Below are 22,904 nucleotides of genomic sequence, written 5' to 3' on the forward strand. Positions count from 1 at the left end.
CAAACCTCCTGATTTTACTAATCTATCCAAATTCCGTAAACTGTCCAACAAAATCAACACAACTAGCCAAGCGAAAAATATATAAGTTCATAATAACACATTGTAAAGGGGAAAAATTAGCCTTATCTAACTTTTTTAAATAAGTAAAATTTTATCCTTGAATATATAAAAGATATCTTCCCCTCATTTCTGGATCTTTTTATAATAATCACCAATTGCCTCGTGCAGGGTATTTGCAGACAGATAGGCACAGTGTTTGTGATCTGTAGGTAAAGAAGGCAATCTATCTAAAACATCCTCCCCTGATATCTTTTCTGCCTCCTCCAAACCCTTACCAAGGGCCATATCACAAACAACAGACCCACACACAGCAGTGGCGATACAACCGTCTGTCCAGTATGAAATTTTATCAATCTTTCCATCTTTTACCTTTATCAAGATCTCCACAGTGTCTCCACATGTGCCAGTAACCTTTCCCTCACCATCACCTTTTTCCAACACATTAAAATATTTTAAGTTTTTCCATATCTCAGCTATTTCCTTCCCATAGGTCTGTTCTACTTTTTTATCCATATCATATTGAAGCCCCTGACAAAATTCATCCAACTCATCCATTTTCAATCCTCCCTCTTAATATTGTAAATTTATTAATATTACAGGCCTAGTTCCTATATTCAATGGGATCTTTGATATTTGCCTCTTCAAATCCTTTAAGCCTAAGCAAACACGCAGGACACTTTCCACACGCAGGTCTTCTACCTTCATAACAAGTATGTGTGTATTTGTACCAATCAAGTCTCCCTAAATCCTTCATCAAGAGCACTGTCTCTTTTTTTGACAGATACATAAGGGGTGCGTGTATTTCAAAGGAAGAATCCACTGCCAGCTCTAAAGTGGCATTTAGAGATTTTATAAAGGTGTTTCTGCAATCAGGGTATCCACTAAAATCGGTCTGAGATACCCCAACTACTATGTTCTTTATTCCATAGAGATAGGCAATGGAAGCAGTAGAAGATATAAAAAATAGATTTCTAAAAGGGACAAACGAAGCTGGAAGGTTTTCGTCCAGATCAAAGGACTTATTAAAATTGCCTGCTTTTTCTAAAAGGGCACTCTTGGAGATCTGTGAGAATAGCCCATCTATTTTGATCTCAAAATGTTTCTCACATCCAGCAAGCTGTGAAAGCTTTTTTGAACACTCAACCTCAATTATATGCCTTTGACCATATAAAAAACAGACACTGAAAATCTTTTTAAATCTTTCTTTTGCCCAGGCAAGACAGGTTGCAGAATCCTGCCCCCCTGATAGGCAAACAATTGCATATTCTCTATCTGTTTGTCTCACCTTAAGTATACCCCCGCCATTAATTATTTCCACCAGGTGAGACATTAAGCACCTTGTAGAGCAAGGTCAAGGCATTTTAAACCACACTTACTTTGTTCCTTCCTCCTTCCTTGGATTTATATAGGGCAGAATCTGCCCATTTGACGGCATCTTTGATATGGTAACCACTTTTGGGATCAAATTCTGATACACCCATACTCACAGTAACCTTTATTGTCCTTTCCCCATCTATTTGAAAATTATACTCCTCTATTTTCTGCCTCAATCGCTCAGCAAAAACATACCCACTATTCTTATCTGTATGGGGCAACACCACAAGAAATTCTTCACCACCAAAACGAATCACATAGTCAATTTCCCTTGCATTATCTTTTATTATACTTGCCAGTTGTTTTAGGACCATATCCCCGGCAATATGACCAAATCTGTCATTAATCTCTTTGAAATGATCTATATCAATCATAACCATACTGAATTTTGAACCAAGACGTTCATGTCTCTTTACTTCCTGCCTGATAATTCTGTCAAAATAATGACGATTTCCCACTCCAGTCAAAAAGTCAATATAGGCAAAAGAAGACAATTTTTCATATTCCATGGCCCGTTGTATGAGTAAACATAGATGTTCAATGGCCATCTCCAGGACAGAAAATTCATCTGAACCCATATGGTTGGTATCTCCTGTAAGGTATACCTTAAAATTCTCTCTACTAGGCGATACATCTAACACATCTACTGTTTTACTATCTGAGACATCTATACCCAAGGTGATTATATTTAAACTACTTTCACACAATTTTAGCCTTTTCAATACATAATCAATCCAAAATTCTCTGTTGCGAGCATCTGTTATATAGAATTTATAACTACCATTCTCCTCTGGAATCAATACACAAAGGCTCTGGATATCAAAATATTCCTTAATTTTAAAAAAACCGCTCTTTAAAATTTCCTCTACCTCCCTCAAGGGAGTCACTGTCCCAAAAAATTCATTTAAAAAATCCAGTTGATAGGCCTTTCTAAAATATAGCTCCCTGTATAAAGCGATTTCTTTTTTTAAATCTAATACATAGTTATTTAACCCTTTAGCATCATCAATAACCTTTCTCAATTCATCATCCTTTTCCAGTATCTTGGAAGATATTGCAACTAGACATTCACTAAAAATATCTGAACCACTTAAAAAAGAATCCTCTACCCTTTTTATATGAATACTTTTCCCATAATATCCCTTATTGTCTTTAGATAATCTTGTCCACTGCCTCCAAGGAATCATGATAACATAAGCATCGCTCTCTATTATTTGATCAAAGGTATCCTTTTCATTTGACTCTATAAACATTATCTCCTGGTTACTTATCAGGCTAAGGATCTTATTTTTTTCCACTTCATTAAAATCAATACCAATGACCTTTCCATGGGATTGGAATGTCTTTGTCATACACATGACCCTCATAATTTAGTACGATCAATTAAAAAAAATATGAAAACAAGGAATTTTTTGCCTTATATAATTTTAAGCAAAAAAAATACCAAATTAGTGATGGTATGAAGAATTTATAAATATCTGGTAGGCCCTATATATTTGTTCCAAAAGGATAACTCTGGCCATCTCATGGGTATATGTAAGAGGACTTAAACTTAATAAAAAATCTGACCTTTTCCTGATCTCATCAGAAAGGCCATAGGAACCGCCAACTACAAAACAGGGAATTTTACTTGGGAAGTCTATCCATACTGTCAGTTTTTTGGCAAAATCCATAGAGTTAAGTAACTTTCCCCTTTCATCAAGTAAAATTAAAAAATCAGAAGGAGATAATCTTTTTAAGATCTCCTTGGACTCTAATTTTATCCTATCACCAATTGAACCTTTTTTAGAGTCCTTAATTAATACTAAGTCAACTTTAAAAAAATTTCTAATCCTCTCCAGATATAATTCCTCAGCCTTTTTCCAGAAGGATTGTTTCATTTTGCCTATGAAAATAAGTTTTATGCGTCTTGCCATGTATAAAAAAACTCTATATTCTCTTGTCCTAGGATACGAAAAAATTAAAGTAATTGACTCAAAGGAAAAAGGAAAACAATGTCGAGGGAAATTAGTTTGAAAATTTTTTTTATGTTCATGGTGTACTCTGTCTTTATGGCTTCATTCTTATTCCCTGTAAACAGTTTTTCCCAAGGAATAACTTTAAAAAATGTTATTTTGAATGCCAACAATCAAGATGTCAACATACAAATATCCTTAAATGTAATTGACCCAAATAAACTCCAGAAAATAATTACTGATAATAAACTCCAGGCAGTGTTCTCCTGTGATGTAAAAATTCAAAAGGATAGGGAACTTTTTTTTGACAAAACAATTATAAGTAAAAAACTGGAATGGTTAATATTTTTTAATCCTATAAATAACCAGTTTACCCTTAAGGATAAAAATGGAAAAATCTATTCTACTAATTCCCTGGACACACTACTGAAAAAAATATCCAATTTAAATCTCAAATTCCCAATCTGGACAACACCCACTGGAAAAGGGAAATATCATTTAATCCTTCAATTTTCTTTGAAAAGAAAAGTCCCATACTGGATTGAGAAAACACTTTTTTTCTGGAATTTTGATATAACACCACCATCTGAATACTATATTGATTTTAAATTCTAAATTTACCCATGAAAAATATAAACATACCAAAAAAAACCAAAGTAGAATTTCTAATCATAATCATTTCAATAATTTTGATCATTCTATTTAGCTGGATTGAGTTGAAATTTTTTGGAGTGAACTCATATCTTTTTTTAATAGTATTTAACTTAAATGTAATTCTCTTATTGGTAATACTTTTTCTGGTCATTCGAAACAGCGTTAAATTATTTTTAGACAGAAAAAGGGGAGTAGGAGGGTCAAGATTAAGGACAAAACTTGTTCTCTCATTTATCTCTCTATCCCTTATACCTACAATACTAATGTTTCTAATCTCTGTTAAATTCGTTCAAACATCAGTTGATTACTGGTTTAGGAATCAAATTGATAATTCTTTAAAAACAGCCCTTGAAATTGGTAAAATAAATTACAAGTACATCCAGGACAACCTGGAACACTTATTAGACAGATTTACAAATAAAAATTTTAATAAACACAGTGAAAAAGAATTAATTAAAATAACATCTGCCTTTGCCAAGGAGAATAACATTGGAATTTTGATTTTAAAAGAAGACGAAAAAGTAGTTGGATATATAAGTGAGGACTGGAAAAAAATCTGGGATGAATTAAATAGCAAGATAGAATGGGACTCCATTGAAAAGAAAGGAGAATTTTGGGTAAATATATATTCTTTTGAAGAATCAGACTATGTTATAGGTGTATCCCCTTTGTCAAAAAAAGGTATACTAGGTTACGATTTTATAATAGAGGGGATAAAACTTAAATACTCTATCACAAAAAAGATGGAAAAAGTTGTACAAGGGGTCTATGAATACAACCAGCTTAAATCCTTAAAAAAACCCCTTAAAACATCTCTATACATACTGTTAGGAGTAATGACCCTTTTGATAATTTTTGGTTCAATGTGGTTTGGTCTAAAGCTTGCCAAAGAAATATCTTATCCTATCCAGGCCCTATCCTCAGGCACCAAGAGGATAGCCTTAGGAGATTTTGAAGTAAGGATTGAAGACGAATCAGAGGATGAGTTGGGGACCCTGGTAAAATCCTTCAACTTAATGGCAGAGGAACTTAGAAAAAGTCAAAGGCGTCTAAATGAGGCAAATGAAATACTCTCCAGCAAAAACCAGGAGCTTGAGAACAGAAGACAATACATGGAGGCAGTTTTAAATACCATAACCTCAGGTGTGATCAGCTTAGACAGCCAGTTAAAAATTAACACCATAAACAAGTCCGCCCTGGAAATCTTAGAAATTAAAGAGAAAAACATAGTGGGCAAAAAGCTATTCGCAATCCTTCCCAAACAACATGCAGATGAATTTTCAAATCTGCTGAGCAAACTAGATAGGTTCCCCCATAAGGTGGTCCAGACCCAGCTTTTGATCTCTTTGGACAAAAAAGAAAAAAGACTTTTATTAAACCTGGTTAGCTTGAAGAGACATGGGAATGAACAAGTTGGGACCATTATAGTATTTGAGGATATTACAGAGCTGGACAAGATGCAGAGGCTTGCTGCATGGCAGGAAGTTGCAAGAAGAATTGCCCATGAGATAAAAAACCCATTGACCCCCATAAAACTATCTGCCCAGAGATTGGAAAGGAAATTTTCCAAATTAATAGACGATCCTGCCTTTGGGGAAGGTATAAAGGTAATAGTAAGACAGGTTGATCACCTACAAAGCCTGGTAAGGGAGTTCTCAGAATTTGCTAAACTTCCTGAAATAGTCCCAACAAAAAACAAGATACAACCCCTGATTGATGAAATATATCTCCTGTATACAACAAGCTATCCCAAAATATCATGGAAGCAACACATTGATCCCCAAATTCCTCCCTTTAAATTTGACTCCCTTGCCATTAGACGGGTGGTAATCAACCTGATAAACAATGCAGTGGAGGCTATGACAAGGGAGAAGAACCCCAAAATTGAAATTATTTGTACATATGATAAAGATAATTCCTGTGTTGTAATGGAAATAAAGGATAATGGACCGGGATTAAGCCCAAAAGAGATCTCCCGCATATTTGAACCATACTTTTCCATGAAAAAGGGGAGTACTGGTCTGGGGCTCACAATTGCCAGATCCATTGTAAAAGAACATGGGGGGGATATAACTGTTTTTTCCAATGTGGGCAAAGGCACTTGTTTTAGGATAACTCTTCCAGTTTAAGGAACTTGTGATGGAACCGTTGATTTTAATAATAGATGACGAAGAAGATATAAGGATTTCCCTAACAGGAATTTTAGAGGACGAAGGTTACAGATGTATTGGCTTTGAATGTGGTGAAAAGGCCATTGAATTTATCAAGTCAAAGGTAGAGCCTGATGCAATTTTTCTGGATATATGGCTCACTGGAATGGACGGAGTAGAAGTTTTAAAGGTCCTGAAAAAGGATATGGGCCACATCCCTGTAATAATGATATCTGGACATGGAAACATTGAGACAGCAGTTCAGACCATTAAACTGGGGGCATTTGACTTTATTGAAAAGCCCCTGTCTTTGGAAAAAGTAGTGGTGACTGCTAAAAAGGCACTGGAGTTTAAAGAACTAACTGTTGAAAATCAGAGGCTCAAGTATAGGGTCAAAAAAGATATTGTAGAAGAACTAACAGGCAAAAGCAAAGCGATATTAAAGGTAAAAGAACAAATAGAAAAAGTAGCACCTACAGACGCATGGGTGCTAATAACCGGATCCAATGGAACAGGAAAGGAGATAGTTGCCAGGGCAATTCACAAAAAAAGTAAAAGGGCAAACAGACCACTTATTGCAATAAATTGTGCTGCTATTCCAGAAGAATTAATAGAGAGCGAACTCTTTGGCCATGAAAAAGGGTCTTTTACTGGAGCCCATAAGTCCCATATGGGAAAATTTGAGCTAGCGCATATGGGTACGCTATTTCTAGATGAAATAGGGGATATGAGCTTGAAGACCCAGGCAAAAATCCTGAGGATATTACAGGAACAGAAATTTGAACGGGTAGGAGGAAATAAGACAATAGAGGTGGATGTAAGGGTCATAGTTGCAACAAACAAAGACTTAAAAAAAGAAATTGAAGAAGGTCGGTTTAGGGAAGACCTCTACTATAGATTAAATGTATTTCCAATTCATGTCCCAGACTTAAAGGACAGAAAAGAAGATATTCCCATTTTAATAGAAGAATTTATTGATTCATTTTGCAAAGAAAATGGCTATCAACCTATAAAATTTACAAAATCTGCCCTGGCCAGACTAACTAACTATCCCTGGCCAGGAAATGTTAGAGAACTAAAAAATTTTACAGAAAGGATGTTAATATTATATGCAGGTAGGAAAGTAGATGTGTCTGATCTACCTGAGGATTATAAAAATTCAGCTTCACCTACAAACAATTGTTCTAAAACTGGATTTATGGATATGGACTTTAAAACAGCTAAATCAGAGTTTGAGAAACAGTACCTTGCATCAAAATTAAAAGAAGCAAATGGAAACATCTCCAGATTATCAGAACTAATTGGCCTGGAGAGGAGCTATTTGCATAAAAAATTAAAGTCCTATGGTATCTTAGCAAGTAGCTCCTAGCCCAAGTTTATCAATTTTATAACCTTGGGCTAAAACTACTAATCCTTTTTTTGCTCATCCGCCTTTTTTTCCTTTGTAGATGCAGTGGAAGATTCCTTATTTAACTTGTTCAAATCATAAATTCCATATTTTAGGTAGCCCATTACATTGTTTAGACGGGGATCAGATTTACTCTCAACTAAAATCATATTCCCCTCCACCAGGGGTTTTACATATGGAAACAGCTCTTTTGCCCCTCCACCTGTTAAGACAATCAAGTCAATATCCCAATCATTTTCCCATACCCTATTTATATCATTGGCAATTTGGGAAGCAAAATGAGAGTACACACGTTCCTTTAAATTTGTAATCTTATACTCTTTTCCTTTAATTTTGATTGAACCAGAAAAAATTGCCTCGTATAATCTAAAAAGTTCAATGCTAACACCTGTTTTTTGTCTCAATTTATTTGATATTAAACTAAAACACTTTGACATCCCATTGTCTGTGGTAGTACTACCCCTTTCAACATATCTTAAATGGTCCAGCAGGACAAAATCAGTGGTCCTGAAACCAATATCCACTACACCAACCTTTTGGGTTGCCAATTTTTTGTTTGTAACTATACCCTGCTCATTAAATAAAAGGTTAAACACTGAACCCATTGGCTGGGGAACCACCTTTATCTTGGCAATATTTATTCTCTTTTCCCTTCCCCTACCATTTTTGGACAAAAACTCAACCTTGTGAAATCCCTGGAGTATTTCCTTTATTTTTTTCGCGTCCCTTCTGTAATATCCAACAGGTAGTCCTGTGACCACGCTTACTGTTTCCACGTCATCAGTAAGCATACCTAAGCATGATATGGCGAGTATCTTTACAAACTCACTGACCAGCTTTTCCTGGTCCAAGGTATATTGCCTGACCAATGACTGCTTTTCTGCCAGCTCTCCTAAAAAAAACATGTCGTCTTCAAGCTTTACCTGGAGGTTTTCCTCAAAACTATCCTCTTCTAATAAAAAATCAAATTGAATATCTGCGTATTCCCCTATAATTGATTTAAATATTACATATTCCTCACCATTTGTGGCCTTTGTAAAACCAAATCCCACATCTATGCCAATTGGTCTCATAGCTACATATCTCCTATTTGTATCCATTTTATATCCAAAGCCCTCTAGCCCAGGTTTATTAAAATGATAAACTCGGACTCGTATGTTTCACATTTCATTGCTTGGCTTTTTTTAAACAATTTGGTAATCTTTTGCAAAGGAAAAATAAAAAATCAAGGAGCAGGGGATGAGAACAATTTATATTGGTTCCACATCGAGATATGCTGGCAAGACATTAATCACCATAAGTCTGGGCCTATATTTCCAAAATATGGGACTTAAAGTGGGTTTTATAAAGCCAGTTGGTACTTCGCCCTCCAGTGAAAATCTAGACAAAACAGTAGACCAAGATGCAGTTTTTGTGCAAAATATTCTTGGTCTTGATAATGACCCAGAATTGGTTACCCCGGTGGTTGTCACCAGGGATTTACAACTTTCTGTGTTTAAAAAGGGATGTCCTGATTTTATGGGCAAGATATTAAAATCATTTGAGGAGCTAAAAAAAGGCAAGGACATAATGCTAGTATGTGGTTCTGGAAGCTTCTTACATGCAGGTAAATATTGCAATGTTGCAGGCATTGACGTGGCAAATGCACTGGAAGCAAAGGTAATATTAATTGATAGGTTTTTTAAAGAATTCTACTACGATTATTTGGTTAGTGCAAAAGAACTCCTAGAAGACAGGCTTATTGGTTGTATTTTGAATTCTGTACCCGAGCGTATAATGGATGTGGTGGACAATTTACTAACGCCCCTATTGAACAAAAAAGGCATAGATGTCTTAGGAGTAATACCAAAGGATCCTGTTCTATACTCAATACCCATAAAGGAATTGGCCGCAAGGCTAAAAGGAAATATTATATCTGGTCAAACCAAAAAGGATGAACTGGTTATTGACTTTATTATAGGTACCATGCAAGTGGAAAACTTTATGTTCCACTACCAAAAGAAAAAAAATCCAGCTGTAATTGTAGGAGGAGACAGGTCAGACCTTCAATTGGTGGCCTTAGAAGGCAGGTGTAAATGTCTTATTTTAACTGGTAACATATACCCCAATGACATAATATTAAATAGGGCAAAAGATCTAAATATCCCAATACTTGTGGTCAAAGAAGATACCTATACTGTAGCCAAGAAAATGGATTCTATTCTACAGACAATTAAACTGAGAGACCAGCAAAAAATAAATCATGGCTTTAATTTAGTTAAAAAACATATAAATTGGTCCCTCATAAGAAGGGCATTGGGACTAGAAAAATAGGAGGGAGGATCGCCCTCCCCCCTATTTAAGGCTTTCTGTATTCCTTAGGGGGTTTTATACAACTCTCTACTAATTCAGCTAGATTTGCCGTTGCAAGGGCAATACAGGTATCTGCTGCCCCATAGTATATCTTTAATTCGCCATTATCTTCTAAAATTGTACCACAGGGAAACACCACATTTGGGACATCCCCAACTCTTTCATACATCTCACTTGGTCCAAATATATAATATGGTGTATATCCTATTATCTTGTGAGGTTCTTCTAAATCAAGGAGCATAGCCCCCACACGATATATCAAACCACCGCCAGCCAGTCTCACTCCGTGAAAAAAGACCAACCACCCCTTTTCTGTGGGTATTGGCGGAGTAGATGCACCAATTTTAAAGGCACTCCATGCACCAGGAGAAAAAAACATAAGTACCCTACTCTCTCCCCAGTGAATGAGATCTGGAGAATAGGTTATCCACATGAGATTCATTTTCCCACCGCGTCCAGCTGGCCTTGTTATCATCACATATTTACCGTTAATCTTTCTGGGAAAAAGCACCCCATCTTTATTGTCCACATCTGTTGCCAGGCTAATTCTCTCAAATTTTTCAAAGTCTTCTGTCACCCCTATACCTATTCTCACCCCATATGGGCCATATGCAGTATAGGTTATATAGTATTTTCCATCTATCCTGGTGATTCTTGGATCTTCTACCCCAAATCTTTCATAGGGTTCAAAATAGGGATCTTTTGATGACACTATCCATGGTTTTTTGTCCACCTTAAAATCCAATCCATCATGGGATCTGGCCAATGTAAGATGGCTCTTTCCCTCAAAATCCTCTATCCGTAGAAGAAGCAAGTACTCCCCGTTAAATTTGCACGATGCAGCATTAAAAACTGTGTTGCAATGATACGGTACATCTGCCCTGGTTATTATTGGATTCAGTGGATGTCTCTTGATTATCTCCATCTGATATTTCTTTTTCATCTGACCTCCTTTTTTCCTATTGGCAGAAAATATTAATCCATCCAGATAGTGGAAACATTTAATACCGAAGGCTCAATTAAATCTCTATATATAGATATATGTCTGTCAGCTACCAAGGACCAGGATATTTTTTCTTTTACATATAATCTTGCATTGTCAGATAGTTCCCTATAAATTTTTTCATCCTTTAACAAGTATAAAATGTTCTCAACATATTCATGGTCATTTTTGCACATAAGACCAGATTTATATTCTGAAAAAATAGACTCCATGGTCTTGTTGTAAGAAGTTACAACAGGCTTTCCAAAAGACATACAGTTAGCAAAGATTCCGCTCTGAGAGATCTTCTTATAAGGCAATACAACTACATCTGCAGCAGAAAGGATAATATCAAAAGAATTCTGGGAGATCTGCCCCCTTATGACTTTAATGTTGTCTTTTGCTGGAGATGAATTTATCCTTTCAAATAAAAGATTTCTATATTCTAAATATGCCATGGTCCTGAGTTTCCCTGCAATTATTAATACTACCTTTCCATTATATTTTGCTACTATTTCTGGCCACAGATCTATTACCTTCTCAAAATTTTTATAAGGGCTAAAATAGCCTATCATTAGAACTATTTTTGTATCTTCATCAATCCCCAGCCTTGTTTTGGCATCTATTATGTCATCTAATTCTCTGGCCCCATGGGGGATCACACTAATTTTCTCATCAAGCCCGTCTATATTGCCCAGATCATTTGTCAATGCCTGTTTTTGAAACTGTTCATGAACTATCACCTTATCTGAATAATTCAAAAAAGAAGAAAAAAGTATCTTGTGCTCAAAGATATTTTTCTCATATATGGTATGTAAGGTGGTGACACAAGGTATATTACTCATTTTCAATTGTAAATAGAGGGGCACTATAGAAACACCATAATATTTGCCAAACAAATTAAACTCATGCTGTATGTGCACAAGATCTGGAGACAATCTAACAACCATATCAAATATTTTGTATGACAGATCCCTGTCTTCATAATCAAAACAACTAAATACATTTTTCCCCTGTCCTCCATAGTGAGAAATAATGTAAACATCAACTTCCTTGGCCCTCAATGCCTCTGTCAAAAATTTGGTGTAAGTGGCTATCCCACATTCAATTGGAGGGTATGTTGAGACAAATGCAATACGCATTTCTATCACCCCTTATTTTTTTAGTAATAAAATAATAAGAATAATTTTACTAAAATAATAATTAGCCAAAACCTTTTGTCAAAGGATAATGGATAATTTTAAAAATAAGACTACTGGGCGGAAATTTTTGGAGGAGAAATGGGTAAATAAATAGATACAGATGTCCCTTTATCTGGGGCAGAGTCTACAAAAATCTTTCCATTGTGCTGTTTGGTTACAATAAAATAGGAAATATATAATCCCAACCCCACTCCTTCACCCACCTGTTTTGTGGTGTAAAAAGGATCAAATATATTGCCTATGACATCTTTAGGAATACCGGGTCCATTGTCTTTTATATTTATCTTAACCATGTCCTCGTGATAAGTAATCTTTATTGTGATTTCAGGGTGATCCACATTAGCCATTGCCTGGGCAGAATTTTTAATAATATTTAGAAAAACCTGCTGCATCTTCGTTGGATCACAACAAATCTTTGGTACATCTTTATATTCTTTTATTATTTTAATTTTCTTCATATCATATTTTTTCTTTAAACTGTAGTCACTATACGCCATGATAAGGGTCTTATCCATAACCTCTCTTATGTCTATGCCATCCATTCTAGCAGAGGATCCTTGTGTAAATGTCAAAAGTCCTCTAATGATGTCAGAAGCCCTCTTTGTTGCTTCCTTTATCTTAAACAGCATATTATCTATTTTTCTTTGGGTTATATAATTTTTGAGGGCATCAAAATCAATACCCATCTCTGTTGCAATTTCTCTATTTTTAGGGGAATCTTTAAGTCTATTACAACAAACATCACAAGCCTGCATAATAATTGCAAGTGGATTATTTATTTCATGGGCTATCCCTGAAGCCATATTCCCTATGGTTATCATTTTCTCTGAATGTATCAACATCTCCTCAAACCTTATCTGTTCTGTAATATCATCAATCTTTATAACTGCACCATCAATTCCATTAGACTTTAAAGGAAATATGGTTATGTTTTCAAATCTTTCAGCTCCATTATCTGTCTCTGATTTCCTAAAAAAAGACTGGACATCTTTTGAATTTATGGCCTTATTTAACCTATCCTTTAACTCACTGCCCATATGGAAAACTTCAAAAAGATTTTTATCCCTTAAATCTTTTAAGCCTATGGATCCTAAAAATCTTTCTACAAACCTATTCCAATAAACAATTTTAAAATCCTCATCAACAGTAATTAGCATAGATGGCATTGAATTTATTATGTTTTGTAGCATATTTCTCAATTTTTCCACTTCAATTTGATTCCTTCTTTGCTCTGTTATGTCTTGCACTATTACGAGTACTGCTGGACTACCTTCATAATCAATTACAGAAACTGTGAAGTCCAGTAACCTCTTCTCTCCATCCTTTGTAATTATCTGAAATTCATATCTATCTATCAAATCCTCCTTTCCCTTCTGTCTCTTAATTCCATGCTCTCTGATCATTTCGTATATTTCACAGGGTGCAAACTCCCAAAATTTTTTAGAGAGCATCTCTTCTTTTGTATACCCCAAGAGATACTCACAAACCCTATTGCAATACATGATCTTTTCTCCTTGATAAATCAAAATGCAAAGAGGTGCATTTTCCGCAAGATTTCTAAATTTTTCCTCACTTTTCTTAAGCTCTTCTTCCCTCTTCTTTATCTTCAAGCCTAGATCTTTCACTGAATCAAATATAGGTTTAAATTCTACAAAACCTCCATATGTGCCAGGATAATCATAATCTCCTTCTTTAACTCTTGAGATTGATTTAACTAAAGCGGACATTGGTTCTTGGAGTTTATTTCTTAATATCATGTCTGTAGAAAAATAAATAAGAATTATTATGAATAATACTAAAGATATGTTAGTTAATAAAAAATTTTTAGCATATATAGAAGCCACATCCTTATTAAACTTTATTGATACGTATCCTATTATACCACCTTTATATACAATTGGTACCTTAACAGTTTCTATATTTATATGCTTTCCCAAGTTGCATTTAAATAACATAGATTTATCTGGCATGGATACTACTTCTATTCCATCTATTAAGTCATTTTGCAGATAACTTTTAGATATGGTATTAATTTCTTCAACATTTAATTCCCACATTGGATATATGTATGCTTTTTTTATATGTTCAATTACCTTATTCTTCTGCGATAAAAATTCATTTTTAATATTTGATTGAAGTATATAGTAGTTGGAATAAACAACCACCAATGATACAGATAGGACTATAAAGATTAGATTAAATCGTAACATATTTATTATACTTTTATTTTTCATAGTAAGAGCCTACTTATATAACTTAATTATCATTCTATTTACTTTTTCAATTAAAACATCTGAAACATCCTTAGAAAACATTATATATCTTTTATTTCCCTTTTTAACATCAGACATCTGTAAAACAACAAAATCTTTTTTTTATATCCAGCTGAAGAAATTAAAAAATCTACTTCTTCTGGAGATATCAGCATATAAGAAAATCTTTTAAACCTTAACATACGTATCAAATCCAGTTGAGTCCCATCCACATTGACGATTTTTGGTCTAAAAATCCTTTGATACCCTTCCACTTCCTCTCCATAAGAAAAATTATTAATCTTTCCCCATGTACATGACCTATCTCTGAATATATCGGTAAGTTTATGTTTTTTTATTAGCCTTTGATTCCACTTTCCAGTTAGAACCACAAGGGGCCTATTTTCAAATATTGGAAGAGAAAACTTTGCCCATTTTAACCTGTTTTTTGTTTTAAACCACCCAGGAGAGCATAAACCCTTATCCCCCTTTTTAAAAGACACTATAATTCTGTTTGGGGTAGAGAGTTTGACCTCAAATGGTACACCTGATTTTTTTAAAACTAAAATAGCCCTCTCTAAAATTATTCCACTGGCTCTTTTGTTGGCATAAACGTAATATGGAGGTCTGTGAAAAAATAACAGTTTTAATTTTTGTCCAAAAGTTAGGGTCACACAAAAGAATACAAAGAGTAAAGTAAACCATATAAGTTTTCTCATTGTTTCACCCTAGTAAACTCAAAATTTCTTCTACTAGTTCTGAGAAATCTAAAACTGGTTTGTGAAATATCCTTTTCCTTACTTTACCTATGTGAGAGATATCTGTTATGTGGAAATCCATGGAGCCAGTTAGGATTAGAAAGTGCATGTGGGGATCAAGTTGCTTAGCCTGCTCAATAAATTGTACCCCATTCATTCCTGGGAGCCTTATGTCCACAAGTGCCAGTCTAAATTTCTCTCTTTTCAACAGTTCAAGTCCATCTTCACCACTGGCAGCTATTTTACACTCAATGTCATAATCCTCCAACAAAAGACTCAGGGTCTCTGAAACACCCCTTTCATCTTCTATCACCAAAATCTTTCCCTTCCTTTTATTCATCTACCACCTCCTTAATATAAAAGGTCTTCTTAATTGTAGGAGATGGAGAAATAGCTCATTGGTAATATAAGAGAATGTAGCTAGAAAGATATTCTAATTATGTATCAGAATAGACCATTTTATAAACATTAGCAATAGTCAATTTATGTTTTTATAACTCAATGAAGAAAATTTAGATTAGGCATGGTATTTAATCTTGGAAGGGGAGTTAACAAGTTCTTCAAGGTGTGTTTAAGTTGTCCATATTCATTTTGTTTTAAAATATTTTTTAGTATATAATGTCCGTAAAAAAAATTGGAGCAAAAATAAACAAACCATCTTTTATATAGTTTTATGGCCCGATTGGGGGTAAAGTAGTTAAAAACTTCATCTAACATCCAGTCTGCCACAAGATAATAGGTATCTTTGTCTGGCACAAAGTCGCTTAAGGCTTGTGCAAAGATCCATGGTCTGGCAGCAGAAATCCTGCCCAAGGCTATACCGTCACATCCTGTTAGTTGGACCATTTTCTCCATATGCTCTCTGGTAAACACGTTCCCATTACCAAATACAGGAATTGAAACAGATTCTTTAACCATAGAGATATATTCCCACCTAGGAGCCCTACTTCGCCTATCTGGAGCCACCCTTGGATGAAAAATTAGTGCATCTACCCCTGCATCTTCTAATCTCTTTGCAAATTCCATGGGAAATTCGGGACCTTCCTCCCACCCTGTCCTGAACTTGACTATTAATGGACATTTGACTGCCCGTCTAATGGATGAAACTATTTGAATGGCCTTATCTGGCTCTTTTAATAAAGAGGCGCCATAACCCTTTTTACACAACCGGGAGATGGAACATCCCATATTTATGTCCACCCCAAAAAGTTTCTCAGACTCAATCCTTTTTGCAGCCCTGACCATGGATTCTATATCACAACCAACGATTTGACCTACAAGAATATTTTCTTCTTCTTTTCTCCACCGAAATACATTGGATTTTTTCTTATTTTCAGTTGGAAGGACACTGGCAAGACACATCTCTGTATACAATAATCCTGGTACAGAAAACTTACATATAACCTTTCTCAGGGCTATTGTTGTAAGCCCTGCCATGGGAGAGAGAATAAGCCTGTTTTTTATTATTTTATGGCCTATTTTTAAAGGGGTATTTAAAAAAGAGCTTAGACTATCCATAACTATTCTCAAAATTGGCAACTGAAAAAGGCATATGTGTGTTTTAATATATTATAGGCTATCTGTAACTGTTGCCAAACAAAAGCAAAAAGGCAACCCACACCACAGGTTGCCTTTTTGCTTTTATATTCTTACCAACTGGATTATTTAAATTTAATAAGGTGTTGCAAGACTCTCGTCGTCTTTATACACCTTTTCATCTATGATCCGGGTCCCCTCTACAATGGATTTGGGCTCTTTTACAGCCTCTAATCTGAAAAAAGAAGATGTATACCAGTCTTTGTCCGCCCTGACACCTATCTTCTGATAGACCTGACACTTTTCTTGATACCTTGAAAAACTTATATCATCTAATGGGTATACACTAAATCTCCTTTTAATATCTGTTATCACAAATCCCATTTCCAGAAATCTTTTCTCAATCTCAAACCATTTCTCCCTTGATGCCTCAATGGTAGTAAGCCCTAAATATCCTGCAGATCCAATTCCCTTTAATGAAGAAGTTGCCCTGGATACAAAAAGGGTGAAGCCTGGTAGTGTCTCCACTGGGTCTGTAATAAATACATCAAATTTCCCCTTAAATTCATCAGGAAGTGCGTATTGGGCATCAAAAATATTTGCTTTTAACGGTAAATTTTCTTTCTCAGCAACTTCATTAATGAAACTTACCAATCTCTCATCAATCTCTACCACCTGCACCCTTTTTGGGAGTTTAGTTAGTGCCAGTGCAATGGAAAGAAGGTCGTCGTCGCCCATTATAAAAATTTCAGAATCCAGTAGATCTCCCCTTTCATAGATGTATGCAACCCTTCTGATCACACCTTCTGGTGATATAAAGCCCTGGTCAAATACCTCTACTGCCTCTGGACGAGATTTTGTTACCTTTTTCCATTTATCTAAAAGATCTTTAAAATATCCCTTTATTTCAACACCAGTTTTTTCACAATAACTGCAGGTTATATCATCAATGCCTTTAAGGGAACTGTATTTTTCTCGGTATTTGGAACTCAGTCTAACCATACCACCGTCAATTTCTATTACCCCTTCCTTCTCCATCTCCCTAATCTTAACAAAAAATTCCTTGAGGGATAAATCCTGTTTTTCAATAAGTTCATATATGGAAATATCACCCTGGCTGCAAAATTGTAGTATTTGATTTTTAAATCTGTCCATTTTAACCCCTATCAATCACCTGATGCTTATAAGAAGTAGGCTTAAATCTTTCCAGAAACAATTCAAATGCCCTGTCCACCTTTGACACATCACCACAGGTAAAAACATCTAAGTTTACCAATTCATATTCTGGCCAGGTATGTATGGATACGTGTGATTCTTCTACAAGAACCACACCAGTCACTCCATAAGGCTGAAATTGTTTGTACATGGATCCAACTTTGTTGAATTTTGCCTCATCTGTAACCTCTTCTAAGATCTCCCTTACCTTGTCTTCATAGGAGATGAGATCCTTATTGACCCCATATAGCTCTGCAATAATATGTCTTCCTACTACCATGGCCACCACCTATACCTAGTAAAAGTTAAAGGTTAAACCCATGCAAGACACCCCCCGCCTAAATATTTTTTTTAGACATTCCATAAAAAACTCCGTTAAACAAAAATAGGCCTCTGTGCAGATAAATAAAGGCCTAAAATAGGGTTAAACAAAAAAATTTTGTGGGTTTCAAAAAAATTGGATGCAGAAACGACATTTTTTACTTCCTATTTACCAACATGTCAAGGGAAAAGCCCCCTGACTACTGATTCTATTTTTTGTCAATTATTATAGAACGTAATCTACTATACTCTTCCTCTGAAACCTCGCCTTTGGCAAGCCTTATTTTCAAAACCTCAAGGGGATCTGGTGGAGTATCCCTTTTAAAAGAATCACCTAAAATCAACTTTAAAATTAATATAATAGCTCCAAGAATAAGTCCAATAAACAAAAATTTCAAAATTATAAACAAAAATCCATCGCTAACACCAACACCAAAAGGCCAGGTATGAAAATCTCTCATATACTCATCTCCCCTCAAACACCTAGAAAGGTAAGTACATCTTTTTTTAGGTCTTCTATATCCTTATCAGCCCTCAATATAAAGTGGGCAATGGATAAATACAGGGGCTCTCTCTCCCTTAGGGTAGCCACCAGCTCTTCCCTAAGGGACAAATCTGTTAAGGGAGGCCTATTTTTATTATCTTTATTGGACAAAATTCTTTTTTCAAAGGTCAGGACATCTCCCATTAGATAAAACACAAACCCTTTTTCCTTTATAAAATTTCTATTTTCTTCTTTGAGTACTATCCCTCCTCCAGTTGCACACACAAAGGCCTTCCTGTAAGTTAAATTTTTTAACACCTGGCTCTCTATTTCTCTAAATTTTTCCCAACTATATTTTTTTACAAAACTCCCAATATCCATTCCAATTTGCTTTACTATTTCCTCATCTGTATCCCAAAAATCCATATTAAGTTCTTTTGCCACCACCTTGCCAAGAGTAGTTTTACCACTGGCCCTTGGTCCAATAAAAAAAATGTTGTGGCTCTTTGGATCAAATTTCCATCCCCTTTTTGCTCCTCCAATTTTATACACAGCTTTCAGATCAGGTTCCTCCAGGGCAAACTCTTTTTTAATAAAACCCCTCATAGGATATCTCCAATAATTTAATTTTATTGCAAATAAAAAAAAATTGAATTACACAACATGTCTTGAAAAAGTTACTTAAAATATTTGATTCAACTTGTAAACCAATTGGAGGGGTGAGTTATGTCTATGATCAATTTTCAGGAATTGAATCTCACAAAGGAAGAAAAGGCCAGGTTTACTCTTAACATGGTACACAGATTAATATTCCACCATGTCTTCTGGTTCAAGGAAGTGGAACACCAATTTGGGTTTGAAGAGGCATTAAATATTTTGAATGATGTCCTCACCCAGGGAGAAAAGGTACACTCAAAGAGGATTCAAAAGGAATTAAATATACCATTCAGTGACTGTTTACCTGAATTTTTATTAAATATGGATGACGAGAATCTCTACAAAATCATGGAAACTGTATCTAAGATGTGGATTGCAAACGACGGGTTGTGGTTTCTCAGCGTGGAGCACAAAAGGGATATGAACGATGCCAAAAGGTGCAATGACTCTTGCTGGTGCTGGTTTTCTCCCATTGAGGCATGGCACATTAAAAGATTTTTAAAAATGGATGATCATCCAGGATTAAAGGGATTGGAAAAGGCCCTTAAGTTCAGGATGTACGCCTTTTTAAATATCCAGGAGATAAAATGGGTAGACGACAACACTCTGGAATTCTACATGAAAAGATGCAGGGTCCAATACGCTAGAAAGAGAAAAGGACTTCCTGATTATCCATGTAAATCAGCTGGACTAGTGGAATACAGAAGATTTGCTGAGTCAATAGACTTAAATATAAAGACCCAGTGTATTGGATGTCCACCTGATGAGCATCCAGATGACTGGTTCTGTGCCTGGAGATTCTCCATATAATAAAAAAGGGGACACACTGTCCCCTACCCACTTAGTTTGAACTTATCTTTCAACCTTCATCAACCCCCAACTTTCTCAGCAACCACATAAGGGGACATGTGTTGGTAAAGGCAGATTGAAACAGATTAATTCCCACAACAAGGGTCAAAAGCAGCCACCAATGGGAAAAACTAACTGCCAAAATAAGGCTCAAAATCACTATAAAACCAGCAACTCCTCTAATAATTCTATTGATCTCCATAACCTAATCCTCCTTTTTTCATATTACAAAACATCCAGGTCTTTTATCTGTAAGTCCACACCAATTAGTCCATTGTAGGTATTAATCCTTGGATAAAAGGCTATTTTTACATGTCTATTGGTAAGGTCTTCTGAAATAAGCTCAGCCATATTCCAGGCCTTGGCCCAAATGGTCTTCTTTGCCTTTTCATCTCTTATTTCAAGAAAAACATGATCCTTTGCCACAATCTTTTGCTTTGTGACTTTCACACCATTTGTCCAGAAAACAGGTTCTGGGTTATTTGGCCCAAATGGTTCCAATAATTCCAATTCCTTAATAAATCTATAATCAACATAAGACAGGGGAAGATAACTATCCACCTGCAAAATTGGAATAAATTCCATACCCTTGGTTAATTTCTCAATTGATTTAATAAACAGTTTTTCAAAATAATCAAGTTTTTCAGTGGCTAAAGTAATTCCCCCTGCCTGGGGATGTCCCCCATATTTTAAAAGTGCGTCCTTGCACTCACTAATTGCCAAGTAGAGGTTAACTTCAGGTATTGACCTTCCAGATCCCTTTATTTTCCCATTCTTACCAGTTAATACAAAGGTGGGTTTATAAAACCTATCGCATATCCTGGATGCAACAATACCCACCACACCTTCGTGCCAATCTTCTCCATATAGTACCAATCCTGGATTATGAATCTTTTCCTGGGCCTGAGAAATAGCATCTTTTAATATCCTGTCTTCTTCTCTTTTTCTTTCCTTATTATATCCTTCCAGAAGTTTTGCAAACTTCCTTGCTTCCCCTATGTCTTCAGTCAAAAGGAGTTCGACTCCCAAATATCCTTTACCCATCCTGCCTGCTGCATTTATCCTAGGGGCCAACATATATCCAACCTCCTCGGTCCTTAACCTTGACCCCAGTTTCAGTCCACTTACCTCTTTTAAAGCAATTATACCAGGACGGGTGTTTTCAGAAAGCAGCAAAAGACCATTTTTTACAAGTATCCTGTTATCAATATCCAAGGGTACCACATCAGCTATTGTGCCCAGGGCCACCAGGTCTAAATAACCCCTTATATCTATCTTTTCTCCTAGCCCATTGTTTATTGCTGCTGCAAGCAAAAACGCCACTCCAACCCCTGCTACATTTTTATATCTACTGCTATCTACTTTTGGATTAATAATAAAATTTGCATCAGGCAGGATATCCAAGGGCATATGATGATCTGTAACCACAACATCCACACCTTGCTCTCTTAACCACCTGACTTCCTCTATGTTGCTTATTCCACAATCAACAGTAACAACCAAATCAACATCCTCTGAAACCAATTTTTTAAGGCCCTTTAAATTTAAACCATATCCCTCTGTGAGCCTATTTGGAATATAATAGGTAGGTAAAAAACCTTTTCTCTTAAGCAAATCCACTAAAATAGAAGTAGATGTTATTCCATCTACATCATAGTCACCCCAAATAGCTATTTTTGACCCTGACTTTAATTTTTCTACTATAAATTCTGCTGCTGAGGTAAGGTGACCAATGGAAGAAAGGGGAGGTAAATATTTTAGACTTGGATTCAAAAACATGGAGATTTCTTTTATGTCCCGAATATCCCTTTTCCACAAGAACTGTACAATAACTTGAGATACGTTTAACTTATTTGCAATCTGGGCTATTAAGTTCCTTGACCCTGATTCAACTGGCGAAGATATTTTCCATTTATACAACAAATCAAACCCCTTGAACCTTTATACCAGACCTTTTTTCTTGAGAAATTCCATAAATTTCTTCCCTTCTTCTAATTCAGGATTTATCTCCAATGCCTTTTGTAGATACTCCTTACACTTTTCAAAATCCTTCATTTCAAAATAACACCTTGCAATATTGTAATACAGATGGTCATCTGAAGGAGAGAGTTCAAGGGCCCTAAAGTAATACTCCAGGCATTGTTTGTACATCTTGTTTTTTCTAAGCTTTATTCCAAATTCATTAAATAGGTGTTTATGCTGTTGTTCAAATGCTGCGTCTAACTTAACCAGTCTCTCGAATATATTTTGGGCCTTATCTGTTTCACCCCTATCCAGATAAGTTAGACCCAGTCCAAAATTTGCCCTGATATTTTCTTCATCTACCTTAAGTGCATTCTTGTATTCAAACTCTGCACTGTATGTCTCCCCATTAATCCTGTGTCTGTCTGCCCTGGCTATGGTCTTATTTAACTCCCGTATTTTAGGATAAACTTCATATGTGTAGAATTCTGGCTCAGGAACATACTTTTCAAGGAGCTCTTCTTTGGTTATAATCCGTTTAGGCCCAGATGGAACATAATTTTTATTTAGAGGTTGTATCTCTATCCTTCCATCATCTAATTCTGTTGCAAACCAATAACTCTTTTGAACAGTCTTTCTCTGGGTTGTACCTGTACCTATTTTTATCAAGCTCTGAGTTGAAAATACACCTTTGATCCTTTCTTTTTTTGTATCTCTTTCTCCATTAACCATA

The 22,904-nt window shown here is 35.5% G+C and carries 23 protein-coding genes; 5 read left to right on the plus strand and 18 right to left on the minus strand.

The genetic code is table 11. From position 1 onward, the window contains the following. Positions 1-183: 183 nt before the first annotated feature. The 4 genes from ACYQ0O_RS05650 to ACYQ0O_RS05665 all read right to left on the minus strand — a co-directional run bounded on the left by ACYQ0O_RS05650 (position 184) and on the right by ACYQ0O_RS05665 (position 3,350). Positions 184-615 carry an iron-sulfur cluster assembly scaffold protein gene (locus tag ACYQ0O_RS05650; protein ID WP_459891452.1) on the minus strand — a complete coding sequence of 144 codons (432 nt, stop codon included), beginning with the start codon at positions 613-615 and terminating at the stop codon, positions 184-186. 46 nt (positions 616-661) lie between these two features. Beyond that, positions 662-1,390, minus strand: a complete 729-nt coding sequence (queC, locus tag ACYQ0O_RS05655) for a 7-cyano-7-deazaguanine synthase QueC (RefSeq protein ID WP_459891454.1) — start codon at positions 1,388-1,390, stop codon at positions 662-664. 31 nt (positions 1,391-1,421) lie between these two features. After that, positions 1,422-2,786 (minus strand): GGDEF domain-containing protein, encoded by a 1,365-nt coding sequence (locus ACYQ0O_RS05660; protein ID WP_459891456.1) that lies wholly within the window; start codon positions 2,784-2,786, stop codon positions 1,422-1,424. Between the two features lie 96 nt (positions 2,787-2,882). After that, complete coding sequence (locus ACYQ0O_RS05665; protein ID WP_459891458.1) at positions 2,883-3,350, minus strand: 23S rRNA (pseudouridine(1915)-N(3))-methyltransferase RlmH; 468 nt, start codon at positions 3,348-3,350, stop codon at positions 2,883-2,885. A gap of 135 nt (positions 3,351-3,485) precedes the next feature. Here ACYQ0O_RS05665 and ACYQ0O_RS05670 point away from each other — a divergent pair, with 135 nt between their 5' ends. The 3 genes from ACYQ0O_RS05670 to ACYQ0O_RS05680 are packed head-to-tail and all read left to right on the plus strand — an operon-like array spanning position 3,486 to position 7,562. After that, a complete protein-coding gene (locus tag ACYQ0O_RS05670) occupies positions 3,486-4,004 on the plus strand; it encodes a DUF4390 domain-containing protein (RefSeq protein ID WP_459891515.1) in 519 nt (172 codons plus the stop codon). An 8-nt stretch (positions 4,005-4,012) separates the two neighbouring features. Then, a complete protein-coding gene (locus ACYQ0O_RS05675) occupies positions 4,013-6,172 on the plus strand; it encodes a sensor histidine kinase (protein ID WP_459891460.1) in 2,160 nt (719 codons plus the stop codon). Between the two features lie 10 nt (positions 6,173-6,182). Continuing rightward, a complete protein-coding gene (locus tag ACYQ0O_RS05680) occupies positions 6,183-7,562 on the plus strand; it encodes a sigma-54-dependent transcriptional regulator (RefSeq protein ID WP_459891462.1) in 1,380 nt (459 codons plus the stop codon). 38 nt (positions 7,563-7,600) lie between these two features. Here the strand turns inward: ACYQ0O_RS05680 and ACYQ0O_RS05685 are convergent, their stop codons facing one another. Next, complete coding sequence (locus tag ACYQ0O_RS05685) at positions 7,601-8,674, minus strand: ParM/StbA family protein (RefSeq protein WP_459891464.1); 1,074 nt, start codon at positions 8,672-8,674, stop codon at positions 7,601-7,603. 166 nt (positions 8,675-8,840) lie between these two features. Between ACYQ0O_RS05685 and ACYQ0O_RS05690 the strand changes: the two genes are divergently transcribed. Continuing rightward, positions 8,841-9,914, plus strand: a complete 1,074-nt coding sequence (locus tag ACYQ0O_RS05690; RefSeq protein WP_459891466.1) for a phosphotransacetylase family protein — start codon at positions 8,841-8,843, stop codon at positions 9,912-9,914. A 25-nt stretch (positions 9,915-9,939) separates the two neighbouring features. Here the strand turns inward: ACYQ0O_RS05690 and ACYQ0O_RS05695 are convergent, their stop codons facing one another. The 10 genes from ACYQ0O_RS05695 to aroL all read right to left on the minus strand — a co-directional run bounded on the left by ACYQ0O_RS05695 (position 9,940) and on the right by aroL (position 19,309). Continuing rightward, positions 9,940-10,896 carry a glycoside hydrolase family 130 protein gene (locus ACYQ0O_RS05695; protein WP_459891468.1) on the minus strand — a complete coding sequence of 319 codons (957 nt, stop codon included), beginning with the start codon at positions 10,894-10,896 and terminating at the stop codon, positions 9,940-9,942. A gap of 32 nt (positions 10,897-10,928) precedes the next feature. Further along, positions 10,929-12,077: a glycosyltransferase gene (locus ACYQ0O_RS05700; RefSeq protein WP_459891470.1), complete on the minus strand. Its 1,149-nt coding sequence runs from the start codon at positions 12,075-12,077 to the stop codon at positions 10,929-10,931. A gap of 110 nt (positions 12,078-12,187) precedes the next feature. Then, a complete protein-coding gene (locus ACYQ0O_RS05705; RefSeq protein WP_459891472.1) occupies positions 12,188-14,371 on the minus strand; it encodes a PAS domain S-box protein in 2,184 nt (727 codons plus the stop codon). A gap of 80 nt (positions 14,372-14,451) precedes the next feature. After that, positions 14,452-15,108: a hypothetical protein gene (locus ACYQ0O_RS05710; protein WP_459891473.1), complete on the minus strand. Its 657-nt coding sequence runs from the start codon at positions 15,106-15,108 to the stop codon at positions 14,452-14,454. A gap of 4 nt (positions 15,109-15,112) precedes the next feature. Next, complete coding sequence (locus ACYQ0O_RS05715) at positions 15,113-15,487, minus strand: response regulator (protein ID WP_075068774.1); 375 nt, start codon at positions 15,485-15,487, stop codon at positions 15,113-15,115. A 158-nt stretch (positions 15,488-15,645) separates the two neighbouring features. After that, positions 15,646-16,665, minus strand: a complete 1,020-nt coding sequence (locus ACYQ0O_RS05720; RefSeq protein WP_459891474.1) for a tRNA dihydrouridine synthase — start codon at positions 16,663-16,665, stop codon at positions 15,646-15,648. 153 nt (positions 16,666-16,818) lie between these two features. Continuing rightward, positions 16,819-17,838: a bis-aminopropyl spermidine synthase family protein gene (locus tag ACYQ0O_RS05725; RefSeq protein ID WP_459891475.1), complete on the minus strand. Its 1,020-nt coding sequence runs from the start codon at positions 17,836-17,838 to the stop codon at positions 16,819-16,821. Position 17,839: 1 nt separating this feature from the next. Continuing rightward, complete coding sequence (gene speD, locus ACYQ0O_RS05730) at positions 17,840-18,178, minus strand: adenosylmethionine decarboxylase (RefSeq protein WP_075068772.1); 339 nt, start codon at positions 18,176-18,178, stop codon at positions 17,840-17,842. A 250-nt stretch (positions 18,179-18,428) separates the two neighbouring features. Further along, complete coding sequence (locus ACYQ0O_RS05735; protein ID WP_459891477.1) at positions 18,429-18,680, minus strand: SHOCT domain-containing protein; 252 nt, start codon at positions 18,678-18,680, stop codon at positions 18,429-18,431. Positions 18,681-18,694: 14 nt separating this feature from the next. Continuing rightward, positions 18,695-19,309: a shikimate kinase AroL gene (gene aroL, locus ACYQ0O_RS05740; RefSeq protein WP_459891479.1), complete on the minus strand. Its 615-nt coding sequence runs from the start codon at positions 19,307-19,309 to the stop codon at positions 18,695-18,697. A 120-nt stretch (positions 19,310-19,429) separates the two neighbouring features. Here aroL and ACYQ0O_RS05745 point away from each other — a divergent pair, with 120 nt between their 5' ends. Continuing rightward, a complete protein-coding gene (locus tag ACYQ0O_RS05745; RefSeq protein WP_075068769.1) occupies positions 19,430-20,170 on the plus strand; it encodes a DUF6125 family protein in 741 nt (246 codons plus the stop codon). Between the two features lie 49 nt (positions 20,171-20,219). Here ACYQ0O_RS05745 and ACYQ0O_RS05750 read toward each other — a convergent pair whose 3' ends face one another. From ACYQ0O_RS05750 to ACYQ0O_RS05760, 3 genes are read right to left on the minus strand one after another with little or no spacing between them, the layout of a single operon-like run. Continuing rightward, complete coding sequence (locus tag ACYQ0O_RS05750) at positions 20,220-20,411, minus strand: YgaP family membrane protein (RefSeq protein ID WP_075068768.1); 192 nt, start codon at positions 20,409-20,411, stop codon at positions 20,220-20,222. A 23-nt stretch (positions 20,412-20,434) separates the two neighbouring features. Next, complete coding sequence (recJ, locus tag ACYQ0O_RS05755) at positions 20,435-22,129, minus strand: single-stranded-DNA-specific exonuclease RecJ (RefSeq protein WP_459891481.1); 1,695 nt, start codon at positions 22,127-22,129, stop codon at positions 20,435-20,437. 21 nt (positions 22,130-22,150) lie between these two features. Beyond that, a complete protein-coding gene (locus ACYQ0O_RS05760) occupies positions 22,151-22,903 on the minus strand; it encodes a tetratricopeptide repeat protein (RefSeq protein ID WP_459891482.1) in 753 nt (250 codons plus the stop codon). Position 22,904: the final 1 nt, after the last annotated feature.

Source organism: Desulfothermus okinawensis JCM 13304, assembly GCF_054654515.1.

Coding starts and splice junctions, on each gene's coding strand:
- ACYQ0O_RS05650 (WP_459891452.1), bottom strand. CDS start 615: ATGGATGAGTTGGATGAATTTTGTCAGGGGCTTCAATATGATATGGAT.
- queC (WP_459891454.1), bottom strand. CDS start 1,390: ATGTCTCACCTGGTGGAAATAATTAATGGCGGGGGTATACTTAAGGTG.
- ACYQ0O_RS05660 (WP_459891456.1), bottom strand. CDS start 2,786: ATGACAAAGACATTCCAATCCCATGGAAAGGTCATTGGTATTGATTTT.
- ACYQ0O_RS05665 (WP_459891458.1), bottom strand. CDS start 3,350: ATGGCAAGACGCATAAAACTTATTTTCATAGGCAAAATGAAACAATCC.
- ACYQ0O_RS05670 (WP_459891515.1), top strand. CDS start 3,486: ATGGCTTCATTCTTATTCCCTGTAAACAGTTTTTCCCAAGGAATAACT.
- ACYQ0O_RS05675 (WP_459891460.1), top strand. CDS start 4,013: ATGAAAAATATAAACATACCAAAAAAAACCAAAGTAGAATTTCTAATC.
- ACYQ0O_RS05680 (WP_459891462.1), top strand. CDS start 6,183: ATGGAACCGTTGATTTTAATAATAGATGACGAAGAAGATATAAGGATT.
- ACYQ0O_RS05685 (WP_459891464.1), bottom strand. CDS start 8,674: ATGAGACCAATTGGCATAGATGTGGGATTTGGTTTTACAAAGGCCACA.
- ACYQ0O_RS05690 (WP_459891466.1), top strand. CDS start 8,841: ATGAGAACAATTTATATTGGTTCCACATCGAGATATGCTGGCAAGACA.
- ACYQ0O_RS05695 (WP_459891468.1), bottom strand. CDS start 10,896: ATGAAAAAGAAATATCAGATGGAGATAATCAAGAGACATCCACTGAAT.
- ACYQ0O_RS05700 (WP_459891470.1), bottom strand. CDS start 12,077: ATGCGTATTGCATTTGTCTCAACATACCCTCCAATTGAATGTGGGATA.
- ACYQ0O_RS05705 (WP_459891472.1), bottom strand. CDS start 14,371: ATGAAAAATAAAAGTATAATAAATATGTTACGATTTAATCTAATCTTT.
- ACYQ0O_RS05710 (WP_459891473.1), bottom strand. CDS start 15,108: ATGAGAAAACTTATATGGTTTACTTTACTCTTTGTATTCTTTTGTGTG.
- ACYQ0O_RS05715 (WP_075068774.1), bottom strand. CDS start 15,487: ATGAATAAAAGGAAGGGAAAGATTTTGGTGATAGAAGATGAAAGGGGT.
- ACYQ0O_RS05720 (WP_459891474.1), bottom strand. CDS start 16,665: ATGGATAGTCTAAGCTCTTTTTTAAATACCCCTTTAAAAATAGGCCAT.
- ACYQ0O_RS05725 (WP_459891475.1), bottom strand. CDS start 17,838: ATGGACAGATTTAAAAATCAAATACTACAATTTTGCAGCCAGGGTGAT.
- speD (WP_075068772.1), bottom strand. CDS start 18,178: ATGGTAGTAGGAAGACATATTATTGCAGAGCTATATGGGGTCAATAAG.
- ACYQ0O_RS05735 (WP_459891477.1), bottom strand. CDS start 18,680: ATGAGAGATTTTCATACCTGGCCTTTTGGTGTTGGTGTTAGCGATGGA.
- aroL (WP_459891479.1), bottom strand. CDS start 19,309: ATGAGGGGTTTTATTAAAAAAGAGTTTGCCCTGGAGGAACCTGATCTG.
- ACYQ0O_RS05745 (WP_075068769.1), top strand. CDS start 19,430: ATGTCTATGATCAATTTTCAGGAATTGAATCTCACAAAGGAAGAAAAG.
- ACYQ0O_RS05750 (WP_075068768.1), bottom strand. CDS start 20,411: ATGGAGATCAATAGAATTATTAGAGGAGTTGCTGGTTTTATAGTGATT.
- ACYQ0O_RS05760 (WP_459891482.1), bottom strand. CDS start 22,903: ATGGTTAATGGAGAAAGAGATACAAAAAAAGAAAGGATCAAAGGTGTA.